Below are 21,588 nucleotides of genomic sequence, written 5' to 3'. Positions count from 1 at the left end.
GTGCTGGGACTCCGTCCCAGCGCCGGCGACGACGAGATTCGGGACGCATATCGCCGGCTGGCCAAGATCCACCACCCCGACCGCAATCCCGGGGATGCCCAGGCGCTGTCCACCTTCCGGCGGCTGACCGACAGCTACGCGGCGCTGAAGACGCGCCCGAGGCACGCAGCCCAGGCACCACGAACGTCGCTGTCCGCCGCGGTGCGGATGCGAACGTCGTCCCACCGCGACGCCGCGGCGGCCGCGACGACCCTCGCCGAACTGGCGGTGGGCGAATCCGCCTGGGTCCCGGCCGACGCCGTGCTGGTGGGCCCCGATCGGGCGGCGGCGCTCCGCCCGGGGACGGCTGGCAGCGCCTTCCCCACCGCCCAGAACGTCATCCGCGTGGAGCGCCGAGGCGACGGCCACCACGTGTTCATGCCGCCGCAGCCGTCAGCACGCTGGCCGATCTCCGAGATCGCCGAGAGCAATGGATTGAGGGTGGCGAAGCTGTGGGTCGGCGAACGGCAGGGCGACGAGGCCGGTCATGCCGCGGCCGCCCGCATGCCCCTGCGCCTGATGACCGGAACGCTCGCTGAGATGGCGGTGAACGCCCGCGGCTGGGTCGCGGCCGAGGCGCTCGCGATCGACGGCGGGGGCACCTGGAGCCTGGCGCTCAGCGAGCCGGTTAGCGGGCACCCGCACTACGCCACGCCGGTGCGAGTGCTGCGTGACCCCGACGGCTTCCGCGTGCAGACCCAGCTGCCTCCGGGCGCCTGGTCGCCGACCGAGACGGGCGCCGGCCCTGGGCGCGCGCCGGTGTTGAGCGTGGCGCCCGCGGACGAGCCGGGGTCAGCCCCTCTGCCCGCGCAGTGAGCCGCGGCGAGAGGGCTCACTTGGCGACGAGTTCGTCGCCCTCCGCCTCGCGGGCCAGCATGAAAAGGAGGTCCGAGCAGCGGTTCAGGTAGCGCAGCACCTCGGCGTTGCCAAGCCCTCCCGCACGGCGTAGGGCGACGGCGCGGCGCTCGGCGCGGCGCACGATGGACCGGCCCAGGTCGAGGGCCGCGGCCACGGGGTCACCGCCCGGGATCACGAAGCCCTTGGGCAGCGCCACCCGGGCCTCGAGCCCGGCGATCTCGGTGTCGAGAGCCGCGATCATGGCCGGGGTCACCGTGGCGAAGTGCTTCTCGAGCTTGGCCCGGTCCGCGGTGGCGGTGGCCAGCTCGGCGCCGGCCGTGAAGAGCTCGCGCTGGAGGTCGAGGATCCGCTGCGCCCGGGCGGCGTCGGAGCAGAGAGCGCGGGCCAGCCCCAGCGCACTGATGGCCTCGTCGAGGGCGCCGTACGCCTCGGTGTGGAGGTCGTCCTTGGCGACGCGTCCGCCGTAGAGGAGGCTCGTCTCGCCTCCGTCACCGTGGCGTGTGACGATGCTCACGCCACCCAGCCGCCGTCCGCCGACGCGGCCTCGAGCACCTGCAGCGCACTGCCCTCGTTGCCGCGAGCGCGCTCCTCGACCCACTTGCTGGCCGCAATCGTGGCGGTGGTGGCGTCGCCGACTGCGGTGGTGATCTGACGGGTGAGCTGGGCACGCACATCCCCTGCGGCGAAGATGCCCGGCACGTTGGTCATCATGGTCATCGGATCGGTGCGGTAGTAGCCGCCGGCGTCGTGGTCGACGTGGTGGTCGATGAGCCCAGTGTTGGGGATGAAGCCCACGAAGATGAACACGCCGCCGACGTCGAGCCGCGAGGTCTGACCGTCGACCGTGTCGCGGAGATGAACATGGCTCACCTTGTGGTTGCCCTCGATGGACTCGACCACCCTATTGACCAGGATCTCGATCTTGGGGTGGGCACGCGCCTCCTCGATGAGGATCGGTTGGGCGCGGAAGTGCTCGCGGCGGTGGATCAGGGTGACCTTGGACGCGTAGCGGGTGAGGAACATCGCCTCCTCGACGGCGGCGTCGCCGCCCCCGATGACGGCCAGCTCGAGGCCCTCGAAGAAGGCGCCGTCACAGACCGCGCAGTACGAGACGCCGCGACCGGCGAACTCCTCCTCACCGGGCACGTCCAGCTTGCGGGGGTTGCCCCCGGCGGTGACGATGACCGCGGGCGCGCGGTACTCGCCGGCATCGGTCTCAACCACCTTCATGCCGTCGTCCTCGACGCGGATGCGGTTCACCGGCGAGTACACCATCTCGGCGCCGAAGTGCTCAGCCTGGGCGAGCATGACCGCCGCCAGGTCCCCACCGAGGATGCTCTTGAGGCCGGGGTAGTCCTCGATCAGCTCCGTGTTGAGAAGCTGCCCACCGGGGGCCTTGGACTCGATGACCACGGCGCGGATCTTGCTGCGGCCGGCGTAGAGCGCCGCGGTGAGGCCGGCCGGTCCGGCGCCGATGATGGCGATGTCGTAGTCGTTCACAGCCCCATGACCGTACCCGAAGTTGGCCCGCTCGAAGCGCCGCGGGGTGCGTTCACCGCGCCGCGAAGGTGGTCAGCTCGGCGATGACACGGTTCATCTGGATGGCGTAGCCCTCGGGCAGAGACTTGCTCGCCAGGGTCACGATGCCGACCACCCGGCCCTGCGCGTCGAGCACCGGGCCGCCGCTGTTGCCGGGATAGATGGGCAGGCCGTCGAGCACCAGCATGTCGTGGTACTCGGTGGTGGTCGGCGGCTGGCCGGTGGTGGTGTCGCCGGTGACCGGGACAGTGCTCTCGACGCGGGTCACCCGCTCGTCGGTGATGTCGCCGTGCCCGGTGGCGTTGCTGCTGGCGAGCGCCACCACCGAAATGGGGAAGTCGTTGACGGTGCCCTTGAACGGCGTCAGCGGAGTGCCCGCGAAGCCGTCGCGGCTGCGGATCACGGCGATGTCGAGGTCGCGGTCGATGCCCATCACAGCGCCGACGTGGGAGCTGCCGTTGCGGGCGCGGATGCGGACGCTCAGCTGGCCCTGGACCACGTGGGCGTTGGTGACGAAGTCACCCTTGGCGTCGAGCAGCCAGCCCGTCCCCAACCCCTCGTCGTTGCTGCCGAGAGCCTCGATGGTGACCGTGCCATCGAGGTGGGCACGGGCGATGTCGTCGAGGGAGAGCGTCGGGGACGGCGCCACCACCCTCACCACGGGCGGGTGCGACGCTGAGGGAGCCGCGCCCGGCACCGCGGTGCGGTTGACGGTGACCAGGAATGCGATCACGCCGGCGAGCACAACGGCGCCGACGGCGAGGAGGAGGCGCAGTGGGCGCGACGATGCGGCCTGGCGGCGGCGTGACACGACGTGGCATTGTGAGCCACCGTTGCTCAGCCGCAGCGGTCACGCGCGCTCAGGCGCAGGATCGAGCACTCCGCTCTCCGCGAGTCGCTGGAGGGCTCGCGCCCGGTGCGACACCGCGTCCTTGGCCGCGTCGTCGGCCTCGCCGAACGTGATCCCAAGGTCACCGCTGAGGAAGGCGGGGTCGTACCCGAATCCGCGAGTGCCACGTGGCGCCACCAGCGTACCCAGGCACTCGCCGCGAGCGAGGACCGGCTCGGCGACAGGACGCACCAGCGCCACCACGCACACGTAGCGGACCCGGCGATCGTCGGGGCTGCGCCTGTCCACCTCGGCGATCAGGCCGGCGAGTCGCTCTTCGTCGGTGGCGTCCGGCCCCATCCACCGTGCCGACGACGGCCCAGGCCAGCCGCGCAGGGCGTCGACCTCGATGCCGCTGTCGTCGGCGAGCGCCGACAGGTTCAGCCCGGCCGACACCGCCGCCGCCTTGGCGAGCCCGTTCTCCGCGTAGGTCTCGCCGGGCTCGAGCAGTTCCCCTGCCCAGCCGGCTTCGGCAAGGCTGAGAACGCGCCACGGATGGGTGGCCAGCAGACGGCGCAACTCCCGCAGCTTGCCCGTGTTGTTGGTCGCCAGCACCAGAGGCGAGGCGGGGTCGGTCACGCGCGGGCGAGAGCCTCCGACTGCACCTCGAACAGCCGATGGATCCCCGTCGAAGCCAGCTGGAGCAGGCTGTCCATCTCAGCACGTGAGAACGGTTCCTGCTCGGCGCTGCCCTGCAGCTCGATGAAGCGGCCGTCGCCACTGCCGACGCAGTTCATGTCGGTGTCCGCTGCCGAGTCCTCAAGGTAGTTGAGGTCCAGGCGCGGTTCGCCGCCGACGATCCCCGCGCTCACCGCCGCAACCTGCCAGCGCAGCGGGTCCTCGGCGACGAGCCCGGCGGCGCGCAGCTTGCTGATGGCGAGCGCGAGCGCGACGTAGCCGCCGGTGATCGACGCGGTGCGCGTCCCGCCGTCGGCGACGAGGACGTCGCAGTCGATGAAGATGCTGCGCTCACCGAGGCGTGCGAAGTCGACGGCGGCGCGCAGGCTGCGCCCGATGAGCCGCTGGATCTCCTGCACGCGCCCGTCCACGCGGCCCTTGCGACCGTCACGCTCGCTGCGCGTCATTGTGCTGCGCGGCAACATCGCATACTCGGCGGTGACCCAGCCGCGTCCGCTCCCCTTGCGGAACTGCGGGACGCGCTCCTCGACGCTGGCCGCGCAGAGCACGCGCGTATCGCCGGCGGTGATCAGCGCGCTTCCTTCGGCGTACGGAAGTGGACCGAGCTCGATAGTGGTGGGGCGCAGCTGATCCGATGCGCGGCCGTCAGGACGCATGGCGACGCAGTGTACGCGCCGGGTTCAGCGCTGTCAGCGCAGGCGACTTCATGTCGCCGGAGCTGACACCCTGAGCTGGGGGGTGCCCGAGGGGGGAAGGCAGTTCCCCCCTCGCCTTCAGCGCTTGAAGACCTTGTCGAGGATCACCACACTGGCCTCGAAGAAAACGATCAACGGGATGAACAGTGCTGTCGGCGTGTACGGGTCGGCGCCGGGCGTGACCAGCAACGCACCCATGATGATCCCGACCCAGATGGCCTTGCGCTGCTTGCGCAGCCGACGCGACGACACGATCCCGAGCAGTCCGAGGAGGATGATCACGACGGGGAGCTCGAAGGTCACGCCGAAGGCAAGGATCAGGATGACCAGGAAGGAGAGGTACGAGTTGATGTCGGGGAGGTACACGGCACTCCCGCCGAGGAATGTGGCCAGGAAGTTGAGGCCGATCGGCATAACGAAGTAAGCGAAGGCGGCGCCCCCTCCGAAGAGAACCAGCGCGGAGCCGATGAAGGGGCCGACGAACTTCCGTTCCACCGGTCGCAGCCCGGGGGAGACGAACGTCCAGCCCTGCCACAACACCACGGGCATGGCACCGATCAGCCCGATGATCATCGAGATCTTGATGGGGATGGTCAGCCCCTCGGTGGGGCTCGTGAAGACCGCCTGCGAGGTGATGTGGTTGTTGGTCTTGCCCAGCACCGTGGTCAGCGGGCGGAGCAGGAAGTCGAGGATGGCGCCGTGGAAGACGAACGCGGCCACGGTGGCGACCATCCACGCGATGAACGAGATGATCAGGACGCGACGGAGCTCCTCGAGGTGTTCCACGATGGTCATGCGGCGCTCGTCGCCGGCCACTCCCTGCACCTCTCAACGCCTCCGTGAGAAGGCGGTCACCGTCAGACGGGGGTAGTGTGGTCGCCTTCGCCGGACGCGCGCTCGGTCGGCGCCGCAGGAGCAGTTCCGCCGCCCACCGGCTGGGGCTCGGGAAGCGGGGCCGGCGTGACCGGCACGGCCGCACCGGGCGCGGAGGCCGCGGCTGCAGCAGCTGTGCCTGCCGCGTGAGGATCATCCGACTGAGTCGCCTTATGGAACTCGTCGCGCGTTTCCGACGTGGCCTTGCGGAACTCACGGATGGCCCGCCCGAGACCGGACCCGATATCGGGCAGCTTGCCGGGCCCCCAGATGATCAGAACGATCACCAAGAGAATCGCGATGTATCCCCAGTGACCGGCTCCCAGGCCTGGCATGGCGACGAACCTCCATTACTTCGGTCGGTCCCCGGACCGTGACCTCTGGCGAGGCAATTCGAGTGTAGCATCGCCCGTGTCAGATCCCTGAGGTGTCGCTGAGACGCGCCCTGGTCACACGCGGACGGCTGCCGTCGCCTCGCGTGGCAGTCCCTCGCCGAACCCGGCGATGACCCGCTCCAGGTCGGCGCTCGTGTGGGCGGTCGACAGGAACGCCGCCTCGAACTGCGAGGGCGGCCACAGCACCCCGTGCCCACGCCAGGAACGGTGGACACGCGCGAACGCAGCGGTGTCGGCCGCGCTCGCCTGAGCGTAGTCCTCGACGGCGTCGACCCCGATGAACGCGGTGACCATGCTGCCCGCTCGGTTGACCACGCAGGGCACGCCGGCGGAACTCGCGGTCTCGGTCAAACCCGCGGCGAGCGCGGCGCCGAGCTCCTCGAGGCGCGCGTAGGCGGCGCCCGATGCCAGCTCGTCGAGAACCGCGCACCCCGCCGCCATCGCCAAGGGGTTGCCGGAAAGTGTGCCGGCCTGGTACACGTCGCCGGCGGGAGCCAGGCGCTCCATCAGCGACCTCGAACCGCCGAAGGCCCCGACGGGAAGGCCGCCGCCGATCACCTTGCCGAGGCAGGTCAGGTCGGGGCTGACGCCGGCCAGGTGCTGGGCCCCGCCGCGAGCCACCCGGAAGCCGGTCATCACTTCGTCGAAGATGAGCAGGACGCCGAAGCGCGCAGTGAGCTGGCGCAGCGCCTGGAGGTAGCCGGGGTGCGGCGGCACGCAGCCCATGTTCCCCGCGATGGGCTCGACGATCACCGCAGCGACGCTCTCTCCCTCGCGATCGAGGACGGCGGCGACGGCGGCGACGTCGTTGTACGGGACTACGATGGTGTCCGCCACCGCCGCGAGAGGGACCCCGGGCGAGCCGGGGATTCCCAGCGTCGCTACCCCCGAGCCGGCGGCGGCGAGGAACACGTCGGCGTGGCCGTGGTAGGCGCCGGCGCACTTGACGACGCGGTCGCGACCGGTGATGGCCCGGGCCAGGCGCAGGGCCGACATGGTGGCCTCGGTGCCCGAGTTGACGAAGCGCACCATCTCGACGGCGGGCATGGCGGCGACGATGCGCTCGGCGAGCTCCACCTCGAGCGCGGTGGTGGCGCCGAATGCGGTGCCGCGGGTGAGCTGGCGCTGGAGCGCCGCCACCACTGCGGGGTGCCCGTGGCCAAGGATGTGCGGCCCGTACGCGAGGATGAAGTCCGAAAACTCCACGCCGTCCTCGTCGACGACCCGGGCGCCGCGGCCGCCGGCGATGATCGGCGGGTCGCCACCGACCGCTGCAAAGGCGCGCACCGGGCTGTTGACACCACCGGGCAGAACCCTTTCCGCCCGCGCGCGCCACTCCGATGACGATGTGGCTTGCGCCGCGCTGCTCACTGTTGCTGCGCGACGGTCACCGTCTGCATCACGTCACCCTGGGCGATCTTTTGGGCGACGTCGATTCCGGAGGAGACCTTGCCGAAGAGGTTGTACAGAGGCTGGAGGCTAGCGGTGTCGTCGGCGATGCAGATGAAGAACTGCGAGCCGTTGGTGTTCTTGCCGCTGTTGGCCATGGCCACGGCACCGAGCACGTACTGCTGACGCACCGGCTCGTCGGTGAACTGGAAGCCGGGGCCGCCGCTCCCGGTGCCCTGCGGGTCGCCACCCTGGACCACGAAGCCGGCGACCACCCGATGGAACTTCAGCCCGTCGTAGAAGTGGTTGCGCGCCAGCACTACGAAGCTGTTGACCGTCGCCGGCGCGAGAGTCGGCTGCAGGCACAGGACGATCGCGCCCTTGGCCGTCGTGATGGTGACTTTGTAGAGCTTGCTGGCGTCGATCTGCGTTGGGGGCGCGGCGCTGTAGACGTGCACATTGGCGGGCGCCGCGCTAGGTGGGAGCGCAGCCCCGAAGGTCGCTGTCGTGCAGTCCGCGTACGGGATGGGCTGCGCGGTCGGCGACGGCGTCGGGGTGGGAGCCACCGACACCGTTGGTGCCGGTGACACAGTCGACCCAACGCTGCTGGGCGCCGACGCCACCGGTGCGCCGTTGGCTCTGCTGATGAAGACGGTGGCCGCAATCAGCGCGCCGAGCAGCAGGGCTCCGGCGGCGAGTACGAATGGCAGCCCCCGCGACTGCGGGCTCAGGTTTCGGTCAGACACGGTTGAGATCCTCCAGCAACCAGCGCGCCGCTCGGCGCGCGTCGTAGGTGATGACGAGGTCGGCGCCGGCGCGCCGGATCGCCGTGAGCGCCTCGAGGACCGCGGCGCGCTCCTCGAACGCGTTCTCTGCGGCGGCAGCGTGCAGCATGGCGTGTTCACCGCTGACGCAGAAGGCGCCGACGGGCACGTCAACGGCATCGCGGACCCGGGTCACCACGTCGAGCGCGGTGAGCGCCGGTTTGACCATGACCATGTCGGCGCCCTCGGCGACATCGAGGCGGGCGCGGTGGACGCCCTCGCGCTGGTTGGCGACGTCCATCTGGTAGGAGCGCCGGTCGCCGAATTGCGGTGCGCAGTCGGCGGCATCGCGGAAGGGCCCATACATCACCGACGCGTACTTGGCGCTGTACGCGAGGATGGCTGTGTCGTGGAAGCCGCCCTCGTCGAGCGCGCGACGGATCGCCGCGACCTGCCCGTCCATCATCCCGCTCGGTGCAATGATGTCGGCACCCGCTGCCGCCTGCGAGACGGCGATGCGGCCGTAGACCTCGATGGTGGCGTCGTTGTCGACGCTGCCGTCATCGCGCAGCACGCCGCAGTGACCGTGGTCGGTGTACTCGTCGAGGCAGCAATCGGCGATGAGCACGCACTCGTTGCCGCAATTGCGACGGAGGCTGCGCAGTGCGCGCTGCACGATGCCGTCCTCGTCCCAGGCCTGCGATCCGCTGGCATCCTTCTCCTCAGGAAGACCGAAGAGGATGACCGCGGCGCACCCCGAGTCGATGGCGTCGTCAACCGCGTCGGTCAGCGACTCCACCGTCTCCTGCTGCTGGTGAACCATTGATGCAATCGGCACCGGCGCGGTGATGCCCTCGCGCACGAAGGCCGGCTGGATGAGGTCGCCCGGCGTCAGCGAGGTCTCGCGCGCCAGCGCACGCAACCCCGCCGTGCGGCGCAGTCGGCGTGTGCGGTCGGAGGGAAAGGCCATGCGTGGTCAGGGTAGCGGGTGCGCCGCGCCGAGGTGCCCGGCCAGCACTGTCACCAGGCCGGCGGCGGTGTGCTCGGTGGCAGTGAGGATCGACCTCCACCCTGATTCCTCGGCGGCGCGAGCGGTGATCGGTCCGATGCACGCCGCCACACAGCGTGGCAGCTCGGCAAGGGCGCGGGATGCATGACGCACGGTGCTGCCGCTGGTGAAGGTGACGGCGTCAATTGGCGAACCTGTGAAGGCAGCACGCAGCTGTTCGGGCGCCCCTTCCGGCATGACGGTGCGGTAGGCCTCGAGCACCTCGACGCTGGCTCCGCCGGCCGCGACCAATGGGGCCACCACGTTGCGCCCGCCGGCGGCAGCGATCACCAGCACCGCCGTGCCCGTGCCGGCGAGCCGCGATAAATCGGCACCCAGGGATTCCGCCTCCTGGCCGGAGGCCACCAGCTCGGCGTCGAGCCCGTACGTGCGCAGCGCCGCCGCGGTAGCGGGCCCCACCGCCGCGATGGCGACCCCGGCCAGGCCGGGCGCGCCGCCGGCCGCGCCCACCAGGCCGACGGCGATCTCGCTGGTGACCACCAACCAGGGCTGGGCCGGCCCTGCCGCGACCCGAAGGCGGCCGACCGCTGCGCGGATCTCGCCCGCGCCGACGATGGCCTCCGCCGCGATCAGCGGGACTCGCACCACCGTCGCCCCGGCCTCCTCGAGCAGGCCGGGCAGCAGATCGGTCTTGTCGGCGCCCCGGGTGACGACGACGAGACGTCCCTCCAGCGGCCGCCCGCGGCTCATCGCAGCGCTGCGGCCACCCGAGCCACCAGCTCACCGCGGCTCTCCGGGTCGCCGGCCAGCTCGGCGCGGCGCACCCTGCCGTCGACGCCGAGTGCCGCGCTGAGCACCAGGGCGCCGTCCTCGAAACGGGCCCACGCGCCGAGCGGGAGGAGGCAGCCCCCTCCGAGCGCGCGCAGGAGATCGCGCTCGGTGCGCACCGCCACGTCGGTGGCGGCGTCACCGGCGGGGATCACGGCCGCCGCCGCGGGCGCGCCGCTGACCACCTCGAGCGCGATCGCGCCCTGCGCGGGGGCGGGCACGAAGCTGCGTGGATCGAGATGTTGGCCGATCCGTCTCGAGAGGCCGAGCCTGTCGAGACCGGCTGCGGCGAGGAGCAGCCCGTCGACCTCGCCGGCCTCCAGCTTGCCCAGGCGCGTGTCGACGTTGCCGCGGATCGGGACGCAGCGTAGCCCCGGCCTGAGCTCGGCGAGCAGGGCGGAGCGCCGGGCGCTGCTGCTCCCCACCGCGGCGCCGTCCGGCAGCGAATCGAGGCCACCGCCGTCGCGGCAGACCACGGCGTCGCGGGGGTCGGCGCGCGGCAGCAAGGCGGCCACTTCGAGGCCGGCGCCGAGCTCGGTGGGCAGATCCTTGGCGGCGTGCACGGCGACGTCCGCGCGGCCCTCGACCAGGGCGCGCTCGATCGCCGTGGTGAACCAGCCTTGGCCCTCGAGCTGCTCGATCGGCGTGGACTGGTTGCGGTCGCCCTCGGTGCGCACGATGACAAGCTCGGTGCCTGGCCCACCGACGCCGCGGATGGCGTCAGCCGCCAGCACGGCCTGCGCTCTGGCCAGGGCGCTGCCTCGAGTGGCCAGGCGCAGAACCGCAGCCTGGATCGCCGCCGTCACGAGGCGGCGGCGTCGCTCGCGACGCTCTGGCCGTCGATGAGGTCGGGGGCGTCGAGCTCGAACGCGTCGCGCAGGGTCAGCGCCACCCCGGGATCGTCGGCGAACTCGCGCAGGTGGCTGATCGGCGCGTGGAGAAGCTTGCTGACGATGGCGCGGGTGAGCTTTTGCACCTTGTCCGCGGTGGCGGCGTCGACGTCAGGCATGCGTGCCAGTGTCCGCTCGACCTCCTGGCGGCGGATGGCCTCCGCTTGGCGCACCAGCGCGCCGATCGTTGGGCCGGCGGTGTCGCGCTCGGCGACGACGGCGATGGCTCGCGCAACCTCGGCCTCGATGATCGCGGTGGCCTCGGCGAGGGCGCCGCGCTGCGGGGAGCCGCCGCTGGCGATGCGGTCGCCGAGGGCGTCGACGTCGATCAGGGTCACCCCGGCCACATCGGCAGCCTCGGCCTCAACGTCGCGAGGGACGGCGATGTCGATGACGGTGAGCGGCCGGTGCTCGCGCCGCTCCTGCATGGCGGCGACGTCGCCCGCGCTCAGCACGGGCGCGGAACTGTCAGTGCAGCAGATCACCACCTCGATCTCCGCGGCCATCGCGATGGGATCGCTGATGGCCAGCGCATCGCCGGTGAGCCTGGATGCCAGGGCCAGCGCAGAGTCGCCGCCTCGCGAGGTGATCATCAGCCGCGCGCCTGCCTCGTGCATCCGCGCCGCCGCCAGCGCGCTCATGGTCCCGGCGCCCAGCACCAGCACTCCCCGGCCATGCAGGTCGCCGGCCACCTCCCGAGCGCCCTGCGCGGCGGCGTCCGCGATGGAGCCGGAACGCCGCCCGATCGTCCTCTCGGTGCGCACCCGCTTACCCGCCGACACCGCTCTGCGCATCACGTAGTCGAGCCGGGCGTCGAGGGTGCCGGCGTCACGAGCGAGCTGGTGCGCATCACGGAACTGCCCGAGGACCTGCGACTCACCCACCACCATGCTCTCGAGGCCACCGGCGACGCGGAGCATGTGGCGGATTGCGTCCGCGCCGCGAAGCTCGAAGAGATGGTCGCCGACCGCGCTGTCATCGACGGGATCGAGGTACATCGCCAGGCGAGGGCGCACCTCGTCGGCGAGTGCGTCGGTGGGACAGCTGACGTAGAACTCGGTGCGATTGCACGTGGACAACACCGCCGCGCCGCGGAGGCCGCAGTGACCGACCAGGTAGCGGAGCATGCGGTTGGCCTCGCTCGGCGGGACGACCGCGCGCTCACGGACCGAGATCGGTGCGCTCCGGAAGCTGAGCCCGGCGGCAACGAGGTGCATCGAAGGCCTTCCTGGCGAAATGGGCGGCGGCGCGCCGGCGGCGAGCGTCCTGCTCCGGGGCCGAAATCGACCGCGCCAGTATATGGAAGCCGGTTGACTCCACGGCCGCTCACCACGTCGCTCCCTTAAGATCACGCCGATGTTCACGACGCCGGCATGACGACTGCCGGAACGGCTCCGCAGTCCTCGGACGGCGACGGCAACGACCTCACGGACGCGAAGCCACCCGCGGTCAGTCGGCAGCGTCCGCGGTACGGCCGCCGCCGCGGCCCGGTTCCGGTGGGCAGCAGCTTCGTGCCCCGGCTCGGCCCTTCAGCCGCCGGTGAGCCGTTCGCCACCATCGATGACGCCGACGCCGACCTGGACTCACCACCGCAACGACCGGAGCCTCACACGCCCGTGGAGCAGCTGCGCCTCGTGGCGCTGGACTGCGAGACAACCGGGCAGTCGCCCCATCGCCTGGTCGAGCTCGGCGCGGTCGCCTTCACGCTGGACCGCCACATCATGTCCTTCGAGACCTTGGTGCACAGCACCGACCGCATCAACCCATACGCCAAGCGCATCCACGGCATCGGGACCGAGAGCCTCGGCGGGGCCCCTCCCGTGGAGCTCGTGCTGGCACGGTTCCGCCGATTCTGCAAGGGAGCCGTGCTGGTCGAGCACAGCGCCGACGCCTTCGACACCCGGCTGATCGCGAGCACCATGGAGACGGCGATCGACGCCGACAACATCGACACCAGCCGCATGGCCGGGATCATCTGGAACCTGCGCGACACCATCGGCCTGGAGCGCATGTGCAAGGAGCTCGGGGTTCACCACCGCCGCCCCCACCACGCGCTGGCCGATGCCGAGGCGACGGCCGCCTGCTTCATCGAACTCTACCGGCTGGGCCGTGAGAAGTTCGGCTGGCGGACCCTTGGCGACCTGCTCGCCGCTGCCCAGCCCCCGCCTCCGCGCATCAATGACGGCCCGCGCGGCCGGCCACGCGGCGGGCAGCCGGCAGGGGCGACCACGGGTGGCAACCGGCGGCGGCACCGCGGGGGACGTCGCCACCGGCGGGGCAGCGGGGCGGGCTCGCCACCCCCCGCGGGCGGCGGGGTCCCGGCCGCCGACTGAGTCAGACGGCGAACTCGGCCACCAGTGGATGGTGGTCGGAGGCGATGGTCGCCTCACGGTCCGGCCAGCCGCGCCCGCCGACCACCTCACACCGGCGCAGCCGGCCGGCCATCAACGAATCCGCAAAGACGTAGTCGATGCGCGCGGCGGGCATCCACGTTGCGCACGTGTAGCCATGGGCGCGCGGGTGCACATGGCGGAAGCAGTCGACGTAGCCGGCGTCGAGCATTCGCGACACGGTCCAGCGTTCGATTGTCCCCCCGAGCATGCGATCCACGGTGCGGCTGCGCGGCACCAGCGCGGTCAGCGGGTAGACGACGAAGGGCAGCACGGGAATACCGACGTCGAGGCGTGGGTCGACCCCCGCGCGGAGCCATGCCTCGTCGACCGCGGGGTCCTCCCCCACCCGCTTGGGCACGACCATCCCGTTCGCCTGGCGCACCATCACCTGGGCTCTGCGCAGCTCGGCCATGCGCGCGAAGAATGCGGTGGCTTCGAGGTGGTCGCCGGGAGCTAGCGCGTTGAAGTCTCCGGCGATGATGTGCGGGCTGGCCGGGGCCTCGCCGAGGTCGCCCAGCAAGGCGTCGAGCTCGCGTCCGCGGCGTTCCTCCCCCTTCTTGCGCTCGCCAAAGCGAGCGGCGAGGTGCACGGAGTGGAGATGCAGTTCCGGGATGTGCGCGCCGCCGACCCTGAGCACTGTCTCGAGGTGGCTGCGCAGCATGCACCCGCGATGCGTGTGGTTGCGCCAGCGACGGACCGGGACGCGTGACAGCACCGCCAGGTTGACGCCGCTGCCATCGCTGGCGGCACCGATCACCAGCTCCATGCCGAGCTCGCGTGCCAGCTGCGCGGCGAACTCCGGGTTGCTCACCTCCTGCAGGGTGATCACGTCTGCACCAAGGCGCCGCAGCACCGCGGTGATGTGCTCCTCACGGCGCGCACCGCCGAGCAGGATGTTGTAGGTGACCACGCGCAGGATACGGCGACTCACACGTGCTCTACTCATCTCGGATCGCACCTACAATGCCAAAACGATGGCGGACGCCGGCACTGTTGGACGCCTGCGACTGGCCGCCGAGCTGCTGCTCCTGCGTCGCCTGCCGCCCCTCGCTCGCGTCGCCGTGCTGGTGGTCGTCGGCGCCGCCTGCGGCGTGCTCGGCGCCTGGTCGCTCACAGTTCAGCACCACTACGCCTCGCAAGCCGGGGGCGGCCGCCTGGCCGCCCTCCTCGCCCATGGATCGTCTGTCGCCACGGCCTGGGAGGGATGGGCGGCGGCGCTGTTCTTCCTGGCGGCGCTGCTGCGGCTCCGTCGCGGGGCCCCGGAGCCGCCCGCCGGCCGGACACCCGTGGAGGAGCTGACCCTCGGCCAGCTGCGCGCCGGCCTGGTACGCGAGTACACGATCGTGCGCGCCGGCCTGGTGATCATCAGCATCGTGTCGCTGGTGGACGCCGCCCGCGCCGCCCGATACGTCGTCGCCGCTGTGTCCGGTGACCGCCTGGCGCGCTCCTCGCTGGCGGCGACGCTCATCGAGGCAGCGGGCCTGCTGCTGGCGACGGTGGTGCTGGCGCTGTGGGCGGCAACGTTCCGTCAGCAGCTCGACCGCATCGGCGCTTTGTAGCGAGGGGAACTGCGTTCCCCCCTTGGGCACCCCCAGCAAGCGGTCTCCGCTCCGGCGAAATGAAGTCGCCTCCGCAGAGGACTATCAAGTCCGGCGGTCGACCACGTAGTCGCAGACCTGCTCGAGCGTGGCGCGCGCCGGTGAGGGATCGAACGCGGCGAGCTGGGCACGAGCACGCTGCGCGAAGTCGTGCGCCTGGGCCTCGGTCCGCTCGATCGCACCGGACTGCCGTACCAGACGCACCACCGCCTCGCAGTCCTCGTCCGTGAGGACTTCATGGGCCAGGACCTCTTGTAGCGCCGGCGCGCTCGGCGACTCGTCGAGCGCGAGCATCAGGGGAAGCGTCACGGTGCCCTGGCGGAGGTCGGCGCCCACCGGTTTGCCCAGCTCCGCGGCGGTCGCTGTGTAGTCGAGCACGTCGTCGGCGATCTGGAAGGCCATGCCGATGAGGTAGCCATACTGCCGGAGCGCCTCGGTGCGGCGCTCGTCGAGCTGGCCCACGATGGCGCCGCAATAGCAGCACGTCTCCACCAGCGCGGCCGTCTTGCGAGCGATCTTGCGGTGGTATTCCTCCAGCGTCTGCTCGTAGTCACGACGGCTGGTGAGCTGGAGCAGCTCGCCCAAACAGATGGTCATCACGGTGTTGCTGATCGCCAGGTCGATGCTCGGCTCCCCGATGGAGGCGAGGAGGTTGGCGCCCTTGGCGAAGTAGTAGTCGCCGATGATGATCGCGGGGTTGACGCCGACGGTCTCGTGGATGGTGGTGATTCCACGACGGGTGAGCGCATCGTCGATGAGGTCGTCGTGCACCAGCGTGGCGGTGTGGATGAACTCGATGCCCATGGCCAGGTTGAAGGTGTGGTCGCGGTCCGGTGTGCCCAGGGCTGCGCTGAGCAGGACGAGCGCGGGCCGGAGCCGCTTTCCCCCGGCGCGGACGATGTGCTCCATGGCGTCCGCCATCGGCCCGAAGTCAGCCCTGACCGACTCCTCCAGCCGGCGCTCGAACTCGACGAGCTCGGGGGCAATGGGGGTGAGCAGCTCATCGACCAGGACGGTCATCGAGCCGCCCCAGATAGGTCGGCGCTCGCCCAGAGCGCGACGACGGTGGGTTGGGGCAGGGCGTCGCCGAAGAGCAGCTCGGCGGTGTCACTGAAGCGGCGCGGCTCCGCGGTGACCAGGAGCTGCGGGGCCGGCGCGACATCGCCGCTGGCGGCGAGCCGGTTGGCCGCGAGGATCCGCTCCACCCGGCCGGCGGTGGTCTCGGCGCTGTCGACCACGGTCATCGGGCGGCCGTCGAGGACGCGCTCGATGGTGGGGCGGAGCAGCGGGTAGTGGGTGCAGCCGAGCACCAGTGTGTCGGCGCCCCAGCCGGTGATCTCGTCGAGCACCCCGGCGAGGATGGCCTCTGCGCGCGGGCCGCTGGCCTCACCGGCCTCGATGATGTCCACGAGCTCCGGCACGGCGACGCCGAGCACGCCGACGCCCGGGTTGGCCTCCTTGATGGCGTGTACGTACTCCTGGCTGGCGCGGGTGCCCTCGGTGCTGATCACCGCCACGCGTCTGTTGTGCGTGGCCTCGACCGCCGCCTGCGCCCCGGGCGCGATGACCCCCACAACAGGGACGTCGAAACGCTCACGGGCGAGGTTGAGGGCGGCAGCCGTCGCCGTGTTGCAGGCGACGACCACCAGCTTGGTGTCGAGCCCGACGAGGTGTTCGATGATCGCCAGGGCATAGTCCCGCACCTCGTGCTGATAGCGCGGCCCGTACGGGAAGTGGGCGAGGTCGGCGAGGTAGATCAGCCGCTCCGCGGGCAGACGCGTGTGCAGCTGGTGCAGCACGGTGAGACCGCCGACGCCGGAGTCGAAGACCCCGATCGGCCGGGTGTCGCTCATCGAAGCGAGGATAGAGCCACGGAACGAACAGGCGTCCAGGACTGAAGTGTCAGACCGCCGCGGCTGCCAGAGGTGAATGACCGGCGCCGATGCGTCGCGGGTCGAGGAGACGATCACGAATCCGGGCGCCGACGCCAGGGGCGTTCATCACGGTGATGTGTCCGTAGGGGTAGTCCCACAGCTCCGCGCCCCAGGCCGCGGCGAGGTCGGCGATCGGCTGCGGTCCGACGATGAGGTCGAGCTCGGGCCGGACCAGGGTGATGTTCTCGGGGAGCGTCCGCGGGATGAGGTTGCGTGGGACCAGTGGGGCCAGCGCAGCGTCGAGCATCGCGCGCGCCTCGTCGCGGTCGTCGCCCCACGCGCCACCGCTGCTTGAGTTGATCCCCAGCCGGCGCGCCAGCCGTCGCGGCATGTGCTCGAGGAAGGTGAGTGGTGGGTCGCAGAGCGGCGCCACCGCAATCACCGAATCGAGCGGGACCTGGGCGGCCAGCAGCGAGGTCACCAGGCCGCCGAGGCTGACACCCATGACGGCGACGGTCGGGGTGACGTTGGCACGCGCCCAGGCGACCAGGGCGGCGGCGTCCTCGACCGCCTGCCGGACGGTGGCGCGAATGCGCGCCGGGTCGGTCCCAAAGAAGCCGTCGCCGCTGCTGTGCCCGGGCATCCTGCGACGCAGGTGGAAGGGCAGGTCAAGGCGCACGCTGTGCGCTCCCTGGGCGCGCAGCGTTCGAGCAACGAGCGCGTCGAGCACCGGCATAGGCACCGCGTATCCGTGGATGAGGAAGACCATCGGCGCGTCGGCGGCGAGGCCGTGGGCGAGGTGGGCGGTGGCGATCAGCTTGGAGGCGCCGGGGTGGCCACCCGGGCCTTCGCTCGACCCTTCCAGGCGCAGCTCGGTCGCGTGGCGGTGCTCCCACCTGGCGGTGGCGACCACCTCGGCCGGGTGGGCGACGCGGCTGTCGTCCCAGAAGGCCTGCGGATGCACGGCCTCGCGTGCCTGGGCCCCCTGGGTCTCGTAGCGCAACGCGCCCAGGCGCCAGAGCACGGCCGAGTCGATGCCCTTGTGGGCGCGGTCACGTCGCAGTGGCCGCCGGGCCATGGTCTCCTCCATCGCCCTCAGCGTACCGCTGCGCCGCCGCGGACGCACCCGTGGCGGCTGACACAATCACGAACAGATCGGCGAGCCGGTGTGGACCGGCCGCCAGTGGCCGACCAGAGGGAGGACCGCGATGCGAGGTTTCAAGGATTTCATCCTGCGCGGCAACGTCGCCGCGCTGGCGGTCGCCTTCGTCATCGGCGGCGCCTTCGGGGTCCTGGTTCAGGGCTTCGTCAAGGACTTCGTCACCCCGCTGCTCGCCATCCCTGGAAGTGGGGCCGACTTCGGCTCCTACACCTTCACTGTCGGCCATGGCACCTTTCATTACGGCGACTTCCTCGACTTGGTCATTGCCTTCCTGGTCATCGCCGCGGTCATCTACTTCGTGCTGGTGCTGCCCATGCAGAAGCTGGAGGCCCGCCGCGCCTCCCCGGCCACGCAGGCAACGACGCGCGAGTGCCCGGAGTGCCTCAGCAACATTCCCCACAGGGCCCGGCGCTGTGCCTTCTGCACCGCCGAGGTGCCCCCGGTCGGGTTCGAACCGACACCGTAGCCGGGTTTAAGCCGGCTGCCTCTGCCAATTGGGCCACGGGGGCGACGAGAGCGTACCCCGCGTGAGGGGGCCGGTCGGGTGGTGGTCACCCGCCCCGCCTGTAGAGTCGCGAGCAGATGTTCGGTCGCCGCGCTCGTCCCGACTCGACGTACGTACGCAGCCAGGCAAACGTCGGCCTTCCCGTGTCGCCCGACGTGGTGGCGCGCGGCCTGGTCATGAGCCTGCTCGAGGCCGGCGACGACGCCACGGAACGGCGCCGCCTCGGCCAGTTGCTCCTCGACACCCTCGACGAGCTCGCCGGCCTGCCGCAGTGCGCTGTGGTCGTCGCCGACCGCGCCCAGGTGCACGAGCACGACGGCCGCCGCCTGCAGAGCAAGACGTACGGCTACTACCGCTGCCGTTTCGTCGACGGTGTGATCAGCGAGGCGCGCATCCGCATCTACCACCGCACCGCGGTGCGCCAACAGGTGATCTCGCCGAAGGTGTTCCTGAACACGCTGCTCCACGAGTGGGTGCACCACTACGATTTCGCCGGACTACGGCTGGCACGCTCACCGCACACCGCCGGCTTCTACGCGCGCCTGCGTGCGCTCGCCGAGGCGCTCGACGTCGGCTTCGTGCTGCCGCCGGAGCCCGACGACCCGCGTCGCGTCCCCAGCGCCGCCTCCAGTTCGTCCGCGCCTGACGTCGAGGTGCGCTGAGCGGCGAGGCGACGGTGGGAATCGAACCCACGATGGAGGTTTTGCAGACCTCTGCCTTACCACTTGGCTACGTCGCCCTGGAACTCGGATTCGGTGTTTCCGACGCCCTCTTAACGGCCCCTGACACCTCGCCTGACACCTTCGTCCTTGCTACGCTGCGCGCACAGAGCCCCCGCGCTGAGATCACAGCCGGGGGCGCGGTCAGCACACGCGAGGCGCCGACATGGCAGAGGGTACTACGGGAGCCCGACACCGAAGGGAACGCCCCGGACGGCGTGACGCGGGCGACGGCGCGATCTTCCAGCGCGGCGATGGACGTTGGGTGGCGCGGCTGAAGCTTCCGGGCGGCGGGTGGCGCTACTTCTACGGCAAGGACCGCGCCGCGGCCAAGGCGCGCCTGGTGGCGGCGCTTCGCGCTGTGGAAGACGGGAGGCCGCTGGTCGACCCACGGCAGACGTTCGGCGCCCACCTCGAACAGTGGACGGCTGGGCTTTCGTCGGCGAGCATCAAACCGTCCACGGTCCTCTACTACACGCGGTACATCCGCAACCACCTGCTGCCGAGTCAGCTGGCCCTCAAGCCGCTGGCGCGGCTGGAGCCTGCTGACCTGCGTCAGTTCTATGCGGACAAGCTGGCGAGCGGTCTCAGCTCGACATCCGTCCACCACCTCCACGCCGTCATCCACGTGGCCCTGAACCAGGCGCTCGAGGACGGCAAGGTGGCCCGGAACGCAGCGGCGATGGTCGGCAGATCCAGCCGGCCCAAGGTGCGCAGCCGGGAGATGACCACCATCGCCGACGGCAACCAGCCGGTGCGGTTCCTCGCCGCAGCGCGGGGCGAGCGGCTCGAGGCCCTTCTCGTCCTCGCTGTGACGAGCGGGATGCGCCAGGGGGAGCTGCGCGCCTTGCGCTGGAAGGACGTCGACCTCGACCGCGGCGTGCTCGCGGTCACCGGCACGGTGACCGGCATGGCGCGCGCAGCCATGACCATCGGCACCCCCAAGAGCGGCAAGAGCCGTTCGGTTGCGCTCGGACCGCTGACCGTGGCTGCGCTCCGCGAGCATCGTCGACGCCAGGCCGAGGAGCAGCTGCTCGTCGGCACGGAGTGGCGAGACCGTGGCCTGGTCTTCTGCACAGAGTTCGGCGACTTCCTCCCCACCAACACGATGGTGCTCCTCCTCCATCGCGTCCTCGCTCGCGCGGGCCTGCCGGGGGTCCGCTTCCACGACCTCCGACACACCGCGGCGACGCTAATGCTGTCCAGCGGCGTCCACCCGAAGATCGTGTCGGAGATGCTCGGGCACTCAACAACCGCGATCACCCTTGATCTCTACAGCCACGTCAGCCCGCACATGCAGCAGACAGCAGCTGCGACGATCGACCAGGTCCTCGCGCGCGGGCTCTCCCCTGCCGAACCCTGACAGGCGATCGCGCTGCTACGGGGTCTGAAGCAGCCGACGCACGTCCACCACCTGGAGCACCCGCAGGTCGCCACCGGTGACGGCGTAGAAGACGCCCAGCGGCGGGACTGGCCAGTACCGGATGCCCGGTCGGTGGGTAGCCTTGCCCAGGGAGAAACCCCGGTCGGCCATGCGCTCCATGGCTTCGACGACCGCCCGCGCCTGCGGCAGTGACCATTCGGCCGCCTTGGCAAGGTCAGTGAGCGCCGCTTCGTCCCAGACGAGCCTCAACGGCCGGCGTTGTCCCCATGCGGCGGAAGTCCTACGACGCGGCGTGCGTCGTCGTTCGACTTCCCTTCGCCGAGCTTGCCCTCGGCGCGGCGTCGCTCGAAGTCCTCGAGGCGCTCGCGAACCTCGGGACGTTGAAGTAGTGCGTCGAGTTCCTCGTCGACGGGGTCGGCAGGCTCGGGGTGGACGGCACTCATGACGTCATAGTACGCCCGTTTGCGCGGACTGACCGAGCCTCGGATTGCAAGCTGGGCGCGCTTGCACCGAAGCGCACGTTCGGGCCGTAACGGTGTGTGCCGAAACGCAAGGGCTACCCACGAGCCTGCGGTTTTCAAGGTGGGGCGGGTGGCGTTCGCTGGAGGTTTGGACTCGGCTGGACGAGTTCAGGTCACCATAAGGATCCGGCCGCCGGTGTTCGCCAAAGCGCGCTAGTGCCCACGACGGAGGGTGTCAACGAAGACATCCCACCGGGTTAACGTGTCAAGTCCGGAGGGTTGATCGCGGTGGACGCACTGTTCACGCCGCCACACCCACGGGGGCGTCGTGCTGCGGCCATGCGATGGTCTCGTCGTACACAACGCCGTGCTCGAGGCAGCCGTGAAGGATCCCCACCAAACGGTTGGCGACGCTCCGGATGGCCTGGGAGTGGGTTTTGTCGCGGCCGCGGAGGGCCTCGTAGTAGTGCTGAACTCCGGGCGACGATCGCACCGCGCAGAAGGCCCAGCGCAAGCAGGACTCGCCGAGATGCCTGTTGCCGCCGTGGCGAGCGTTCACCACTCGCAACTTGCCGGAAGCTCGGGTGACCGGTGAGGTTGTGGCGTAGTTCTTGCGTGCTCTAGTATCGGTGTAGTAGTTCGGTGCGTCGCCGAACTCACCCAGAACCCGGGCGCCAAGGATTGG

At 70.8% G+C, this 21,588-nt stretch carries 26 protein-coding genes and 2 tRNA genes; 6 read left to right on the top strand and 22 right to left on the bottom strand.

Features of this window, described 5'->3' with window-relative positions:
* Positions 1 to 855: J domain-containing protein (locus tag JF886_RS11480; protein ID WP_337312572.1), on the top strand; the 855-nt coding region annotated here is incomplete at its 5' end.
* Between the two features lie 16 nt (positions 856 to 871).
* Here the strand turns inward: JF886_RS11480 and JF886_RS11475 are convergent.
* From JF886_RS11475 to hemA, 13 genes are all read right to left on the bottom strand, one after another.
* A complete protein-coding gene (locus tag JF886_RS11475) occupies positions 872 to 1,411 on the bottom strand; it encodes a cob(I)yrinic acid a,c-diamide adenosyltransferase (protein ID WP_337312570.1) in 540 nt (179 codons plus the stop codon).
* Positions 1,408 to 2,397, bottom strand: coding sequence for a thioredoxin-disulfide reductase (trxB, locus tag JF886_RS11470; RefSeq protein WP_337312568.1), 990 nt, complete (start codon positions 2,395 to 2,397; stop codon positions 1,408 to 1,410). The genes JF886_RS11475 and trxB overlap by 4 nt, the downstream gene beginning before the upstream one ends.
* A gap of 52 nt (positions 2,398 to 2,449) precedes the next feature.
* On the bottom strand, positions 2,450 to 3,247 hold the full coding sequence (locus JF886_RS11465; protein WP_337312567.1) for a S1 family peptidase: 798 nt from the start codon (positions 3,245 to 3,247) through the stop codon (positions 2,450 to 2,452).
* A 39-nt stretch (positions 3,248 to 3,286) separates the two neighbouring features.
* On the bottom strand, positions 3,287 to 3,904 hold the full coding sequence (locus tag JF886_RS11460) for a non-canonical purine NTP pyrophosphatase (RefSeq protein ID WP_337312565.1): 618 nt from the start codon (positions 3,902 to 3,904) through the stop codon (positions 3,287 to 3,289).
* Positions 3,901 to 4,620, bottom strand: a complete 720-nt coding sequence (gene rph, locus JF886_RS11455; RefSeq protein WP_337312563.1) for a ribonuclease PH — start codon at positions 4,618 to 4,620, stop codon at positions 3,901 to 3,903. The genes JF886_RS11460 and rph overlap by 4 nt, the downstream gene beginning before the upstream one ends.
* Positions 4,621 to 4,737: 117 nt before the next feature.
* The gene (gene tatC / locus JF886_RS11450) at positions 4,738 to 5,484 is read right to left on the bottom strand and encodes a twin-arginine translocase subunit TatC (protein WP_337312562.1); all 747 of its coding nucleotides are present in this window, start codon (positions 5,482 to 5,484) and stop codon (positions 4,738 to 4,740) included.
* A 32-nt stretch (positions 5,485 to 5,516) separates the two neighbouring features.
* On the bottom strand, positions 5,517 to 5,867 hold the full coding sequence (locus JF886_RS11445; RefSeq protein WP_337312560.1) for a Sec-independent protein translocase subunit TatA/TatB: 351 nt from the start codon (positions 5,865 to 5,867) through the stop codon (positions 5,517 to 5,519).
* Positions 5,868 to 5,981: 114 nt separating this feature from the next.
* Positions 5,982 to 7,298 carry a glutamate-1-semialdehyde 2,1-aminomutase gene (gene hemL / locus JF886_RS11440; RefSeq protein WP_337312558.1) on the bottom strand — a complete coding sequence of 439 codons (1,317 nt, stop codon included), beginning with the start codon at positions 7,296 to 7,298 and terminating at the stop codon, positions 5,982 to 5,984.
* Positions 7,295 to 8,062, bottom strand: coding sequence for a peptidylprolyl isomerase (locus JF886_RS11435; protein WP_337312556.1), 768 nt, complete (start codon positions 8,060 to 8,062; stop codon positions 7,295 to 7,297). Before JF886_RS11435 ends, hemL begins: the two co-directional genes overlap by 4 nt.
* A complete protein-coding gene (gene hemB, locus JF886_RS11430) occupies positions 8,055 to 9,050 on the bottom strand; it encodes a porphobilinogen synthase (RefSeq protein ID WP_337312554.1) in 996 nt (331 codons plus the stop codon). Before hemB ends, JF886_RS11435 begins: the two co-directional genes overlap by 8 nt.
* 6 nt (positions 9,051 to 9,056) lie before the next feature.
* Positions 9,057 to 9,839, bottom strand: coding sequence for a uroporphyrinogen-III synthase (locus JF886_RS11425; RefSeq protein WP_337312553.1), 783 nt, complete (start codon positions 9,837 to 9,839; stop codon positions 9,057 to 9,059).
* The gene (hemC, locus tag JF886_RS11420; RefSeq protein WP_337312551.1) at positions 9,836 to 10,723 is read right to left on the bottom strand and encodes a hydroxymethylbilane synthase; all 888 of its coding nucleotides are present in this window, start codon (positions 10,721 to 10,723) and stop codon (positions 9,836 to 9,838) included. Before hemC ends, JF886_RS11425 begins: the two co-directional genes overlap by 4 nt.
* Positions 10,720 to 12,024 carry a glutamyl-tRNA reductase gene (hemA, locus tag JF886_RS11415; protein ID WP_337312549.1) on the bottom strand — a complete coding sequence of 435 codons (1,305 nt, stop codon included), beginning with the start codon at positions 12,022 to 12,024 and terminating at the stop codon, positions 10,720 to 10,722. The genes hemC and hemA overlap by 4 nt, the downstream gene beginning before the upstream one ends.
* Before the next feature lie 156 nt (positions 12,025 to 12,180).
* Between hemA and JF886_RS11410 the strand changes: the two genes are divergently transcribed.
* Positions 12,181 to 13,140, top strand: a complete 960-nt coding sequence (locus JF886_RS11410) for a 3'-5' exonuclease family protein (protein ID WP_337312547.1) — start codon at positions 12,181 to 12,183, stop codon at positions 13,138 to 13,140.
* A gap of 1 nt (position 13,141) precedes the next feature.
* On the opposite strand, the gene JF886_RS11405 is transcribed toward JF886_RS11410, so the two are convergent.
* A complete protein-coding gene (locus JF886_RS11405; protein WP_337312545.1) occupies positions 13,142 to 14,131 on the bottom strand; it encodes an endonuclease/exonuclease/phosphatase family protein in 990 nt (329 codons plus the stop codon).
* Positions 14,132 to 14,174: 43 nt separating this feature from the next.
* On the opposite strand from JF886_RS11405, the gene JF886_RS11400 reads away from it, so the two are divergent.
* Positions 14,175 to 14,759, top strand: coding sequence for a hypothetical protein (locus JF886_RS11400; RefSeq protein ID WP_337312543.1), 585 nt, complete (start codon positions 14,175 to 14,177; stop codon positions 14,757 to 14,759).
* Positions 14,760 to 14,843: 84 nt separating this feature from the next.
* Here the strand turns inward: JF886_RS11400 and JF886_RS11395 are convergent, their stop codons facing one another.
* The 3 genes from JF886_RS11395 to JF886_RS11385 are packed head-to-tail and all read right to left on the bottom strand — an operon-like array spanning position 14,844 to position 17,762.
* Entirely contained in the window at positions 14,844 to 15,818 is a 975-nt protein-coding gene (locus JF886_RS11395; RefSeq protein ID WP_337312541.1) for a polyprenyl synthetase family protein, read from the bottom strand.
* Positions 15,815 to 16,651: a glutamate racemase gene (gene murI, locus JF886_RS11390; RefSeq protein WP_337312539.1), complete on the bottom strand. Its 837-nt coding sequence runs from the start codon at positions 16,649 to 16,651 to the stop codon at positions 15,815 to 15,817. Before murI ends, JF886_RS11395 begins: the two co-directional genes overlap by 4 nt.
* 49 nt (positions 16,652 to 16,700) lie before the next feature.
* The gene (locus JF886_RS11385; RefSeq protein WP_337312537.1) at positions 16,701 to 17,762 is read right to left on the bottom strand and encodes a hypothetical protein; all 1,062 of its coding nucleotides are present in this window, start codon (positions 17,760 to 17,762) and stop codon (positions 16,701 to 16,703) included.
* Positions 17,763 to 17,880: 118 nt separating this feature from the next.
* Here JF886_RS11385 and mscL point away from each other — a divergent pair, with 118 nt between their 5' ends.
* Positions 17,881 to 18,300, top strand: a complete 420-nt coding sequence (gene mscL, locus JF886_RS11380) for a large conductance mechanosensitive channel protein MscL (RefSeq protein ID WP_337312536.1) — start codon at positions 17,881 to 17,883, stop codon at positions 18,298 to 18,300.
* Here the strand turns inward: mscL and JF886_RS11375 are convergent.
* Positions 18,269 to 18,343 (bottom strand) — tRNA-Leu (locus JF886_RS11375). The genes mscL and JF886_RS11375 overlap by 32 nt on opposite strands.
* Before the next feature lie 73 nt (positions 18,344 to 18,416).
* Between JF886_RS11375 and JF886_RS11370 the strand changes: the two genes are divergently transcribed.
* On the top strand, positions 18,417 to 19,001 hold the full coding sequence (locus tag JF886_RS11370) for a hypothetical protein (protein ID WP_337312533.1): 585 nt from the start codon (positions 18,417 to 18,419) through the stop codon (positions 18,999 to 19,001).
* 6 nt (positions 19,002 to 19,007) lie between these two features.
* Here the strand turns inward: JF886_RS11370 and JF886_RS11365 are convergent.
* Positions 19,008 to 19,078 (bottom strand) — tRNA-Cys (locus JF886_RS11365).
* A gap of 245 nt (positions 19,079 to 19,323) precedes the next feature.
* Between JF886_RS11365 and JF886_RS11360 the strand changes: the two genes are divergently transcribed.
* Positions 19,324 to 20,421, top strand: coding sequence for a tyrosine-type recombinase/integrase (locus JF886_RS11360; protein WP_337312531.1), 1,098 nt, complete (start codon positions 19,324 to 19,326; stop codon positions 20,419 to 20,421).
* A 15-nt stretch (positions 20,422 to 20,436) separates the two neighbouring features.
* Here JF886_RS11360 and JF886_RS11355 read toward each other — a convergent pair whose 3' ends face one another.
* The 3 genes from JF886_RS11355 to JF886_RS11345 form a co-directional block, all read right to left on the bottom strand.
* Complete coding sequence (locus tag JF886_RS11355; RefSeq protein WP_337312529.1) at positions 20,437 to 20,691, bottom strand: type II toxin-antitoxin system RelE/ParE family toxin; 255 nt, start codon at positions 20,689 to 20,691, stop codon at positions 20,437 to 20,439.
* Positions 20,688 to 20,885 (bottom strand): hypothetical protein, encoded by a 198-nt coding sequence (locus JF886_RS11350; protein WP_337312526.1) that lies wholly within the window; start codon positions 20,883 to 20,885, stop codon positions 20,688 to 20,690. Before JF886_RS11350 ends, JF886_RS11355 begins: the two co-directional genes overlap by 4 nt.
* Before the next feature lie 319 nt (positions 20,886 to 21,204).
* On the bottom strand, positions 21,205 to 21,588 hold a 384-nt coding region (locus JF886_RS11345), incomplete at its 5' end, for a transposase (RefSeq protein ID WP_337312524.1).

Origin of the sequence: Candidatus Aeolococcus gillhamiae (genome assembly GCF_016464765.1) — a bacterium.
Classification (GTDB): domain Bacteria; phylum Chloroflexota; class Dormibacteria; order Aeolococcales; family Aeolococcaceae; genus Aeolococcus; species Aeolococcus gillhamiae.
This window is presented reverse-complemented; position numbering and strand designations above follow the sequence as displayed.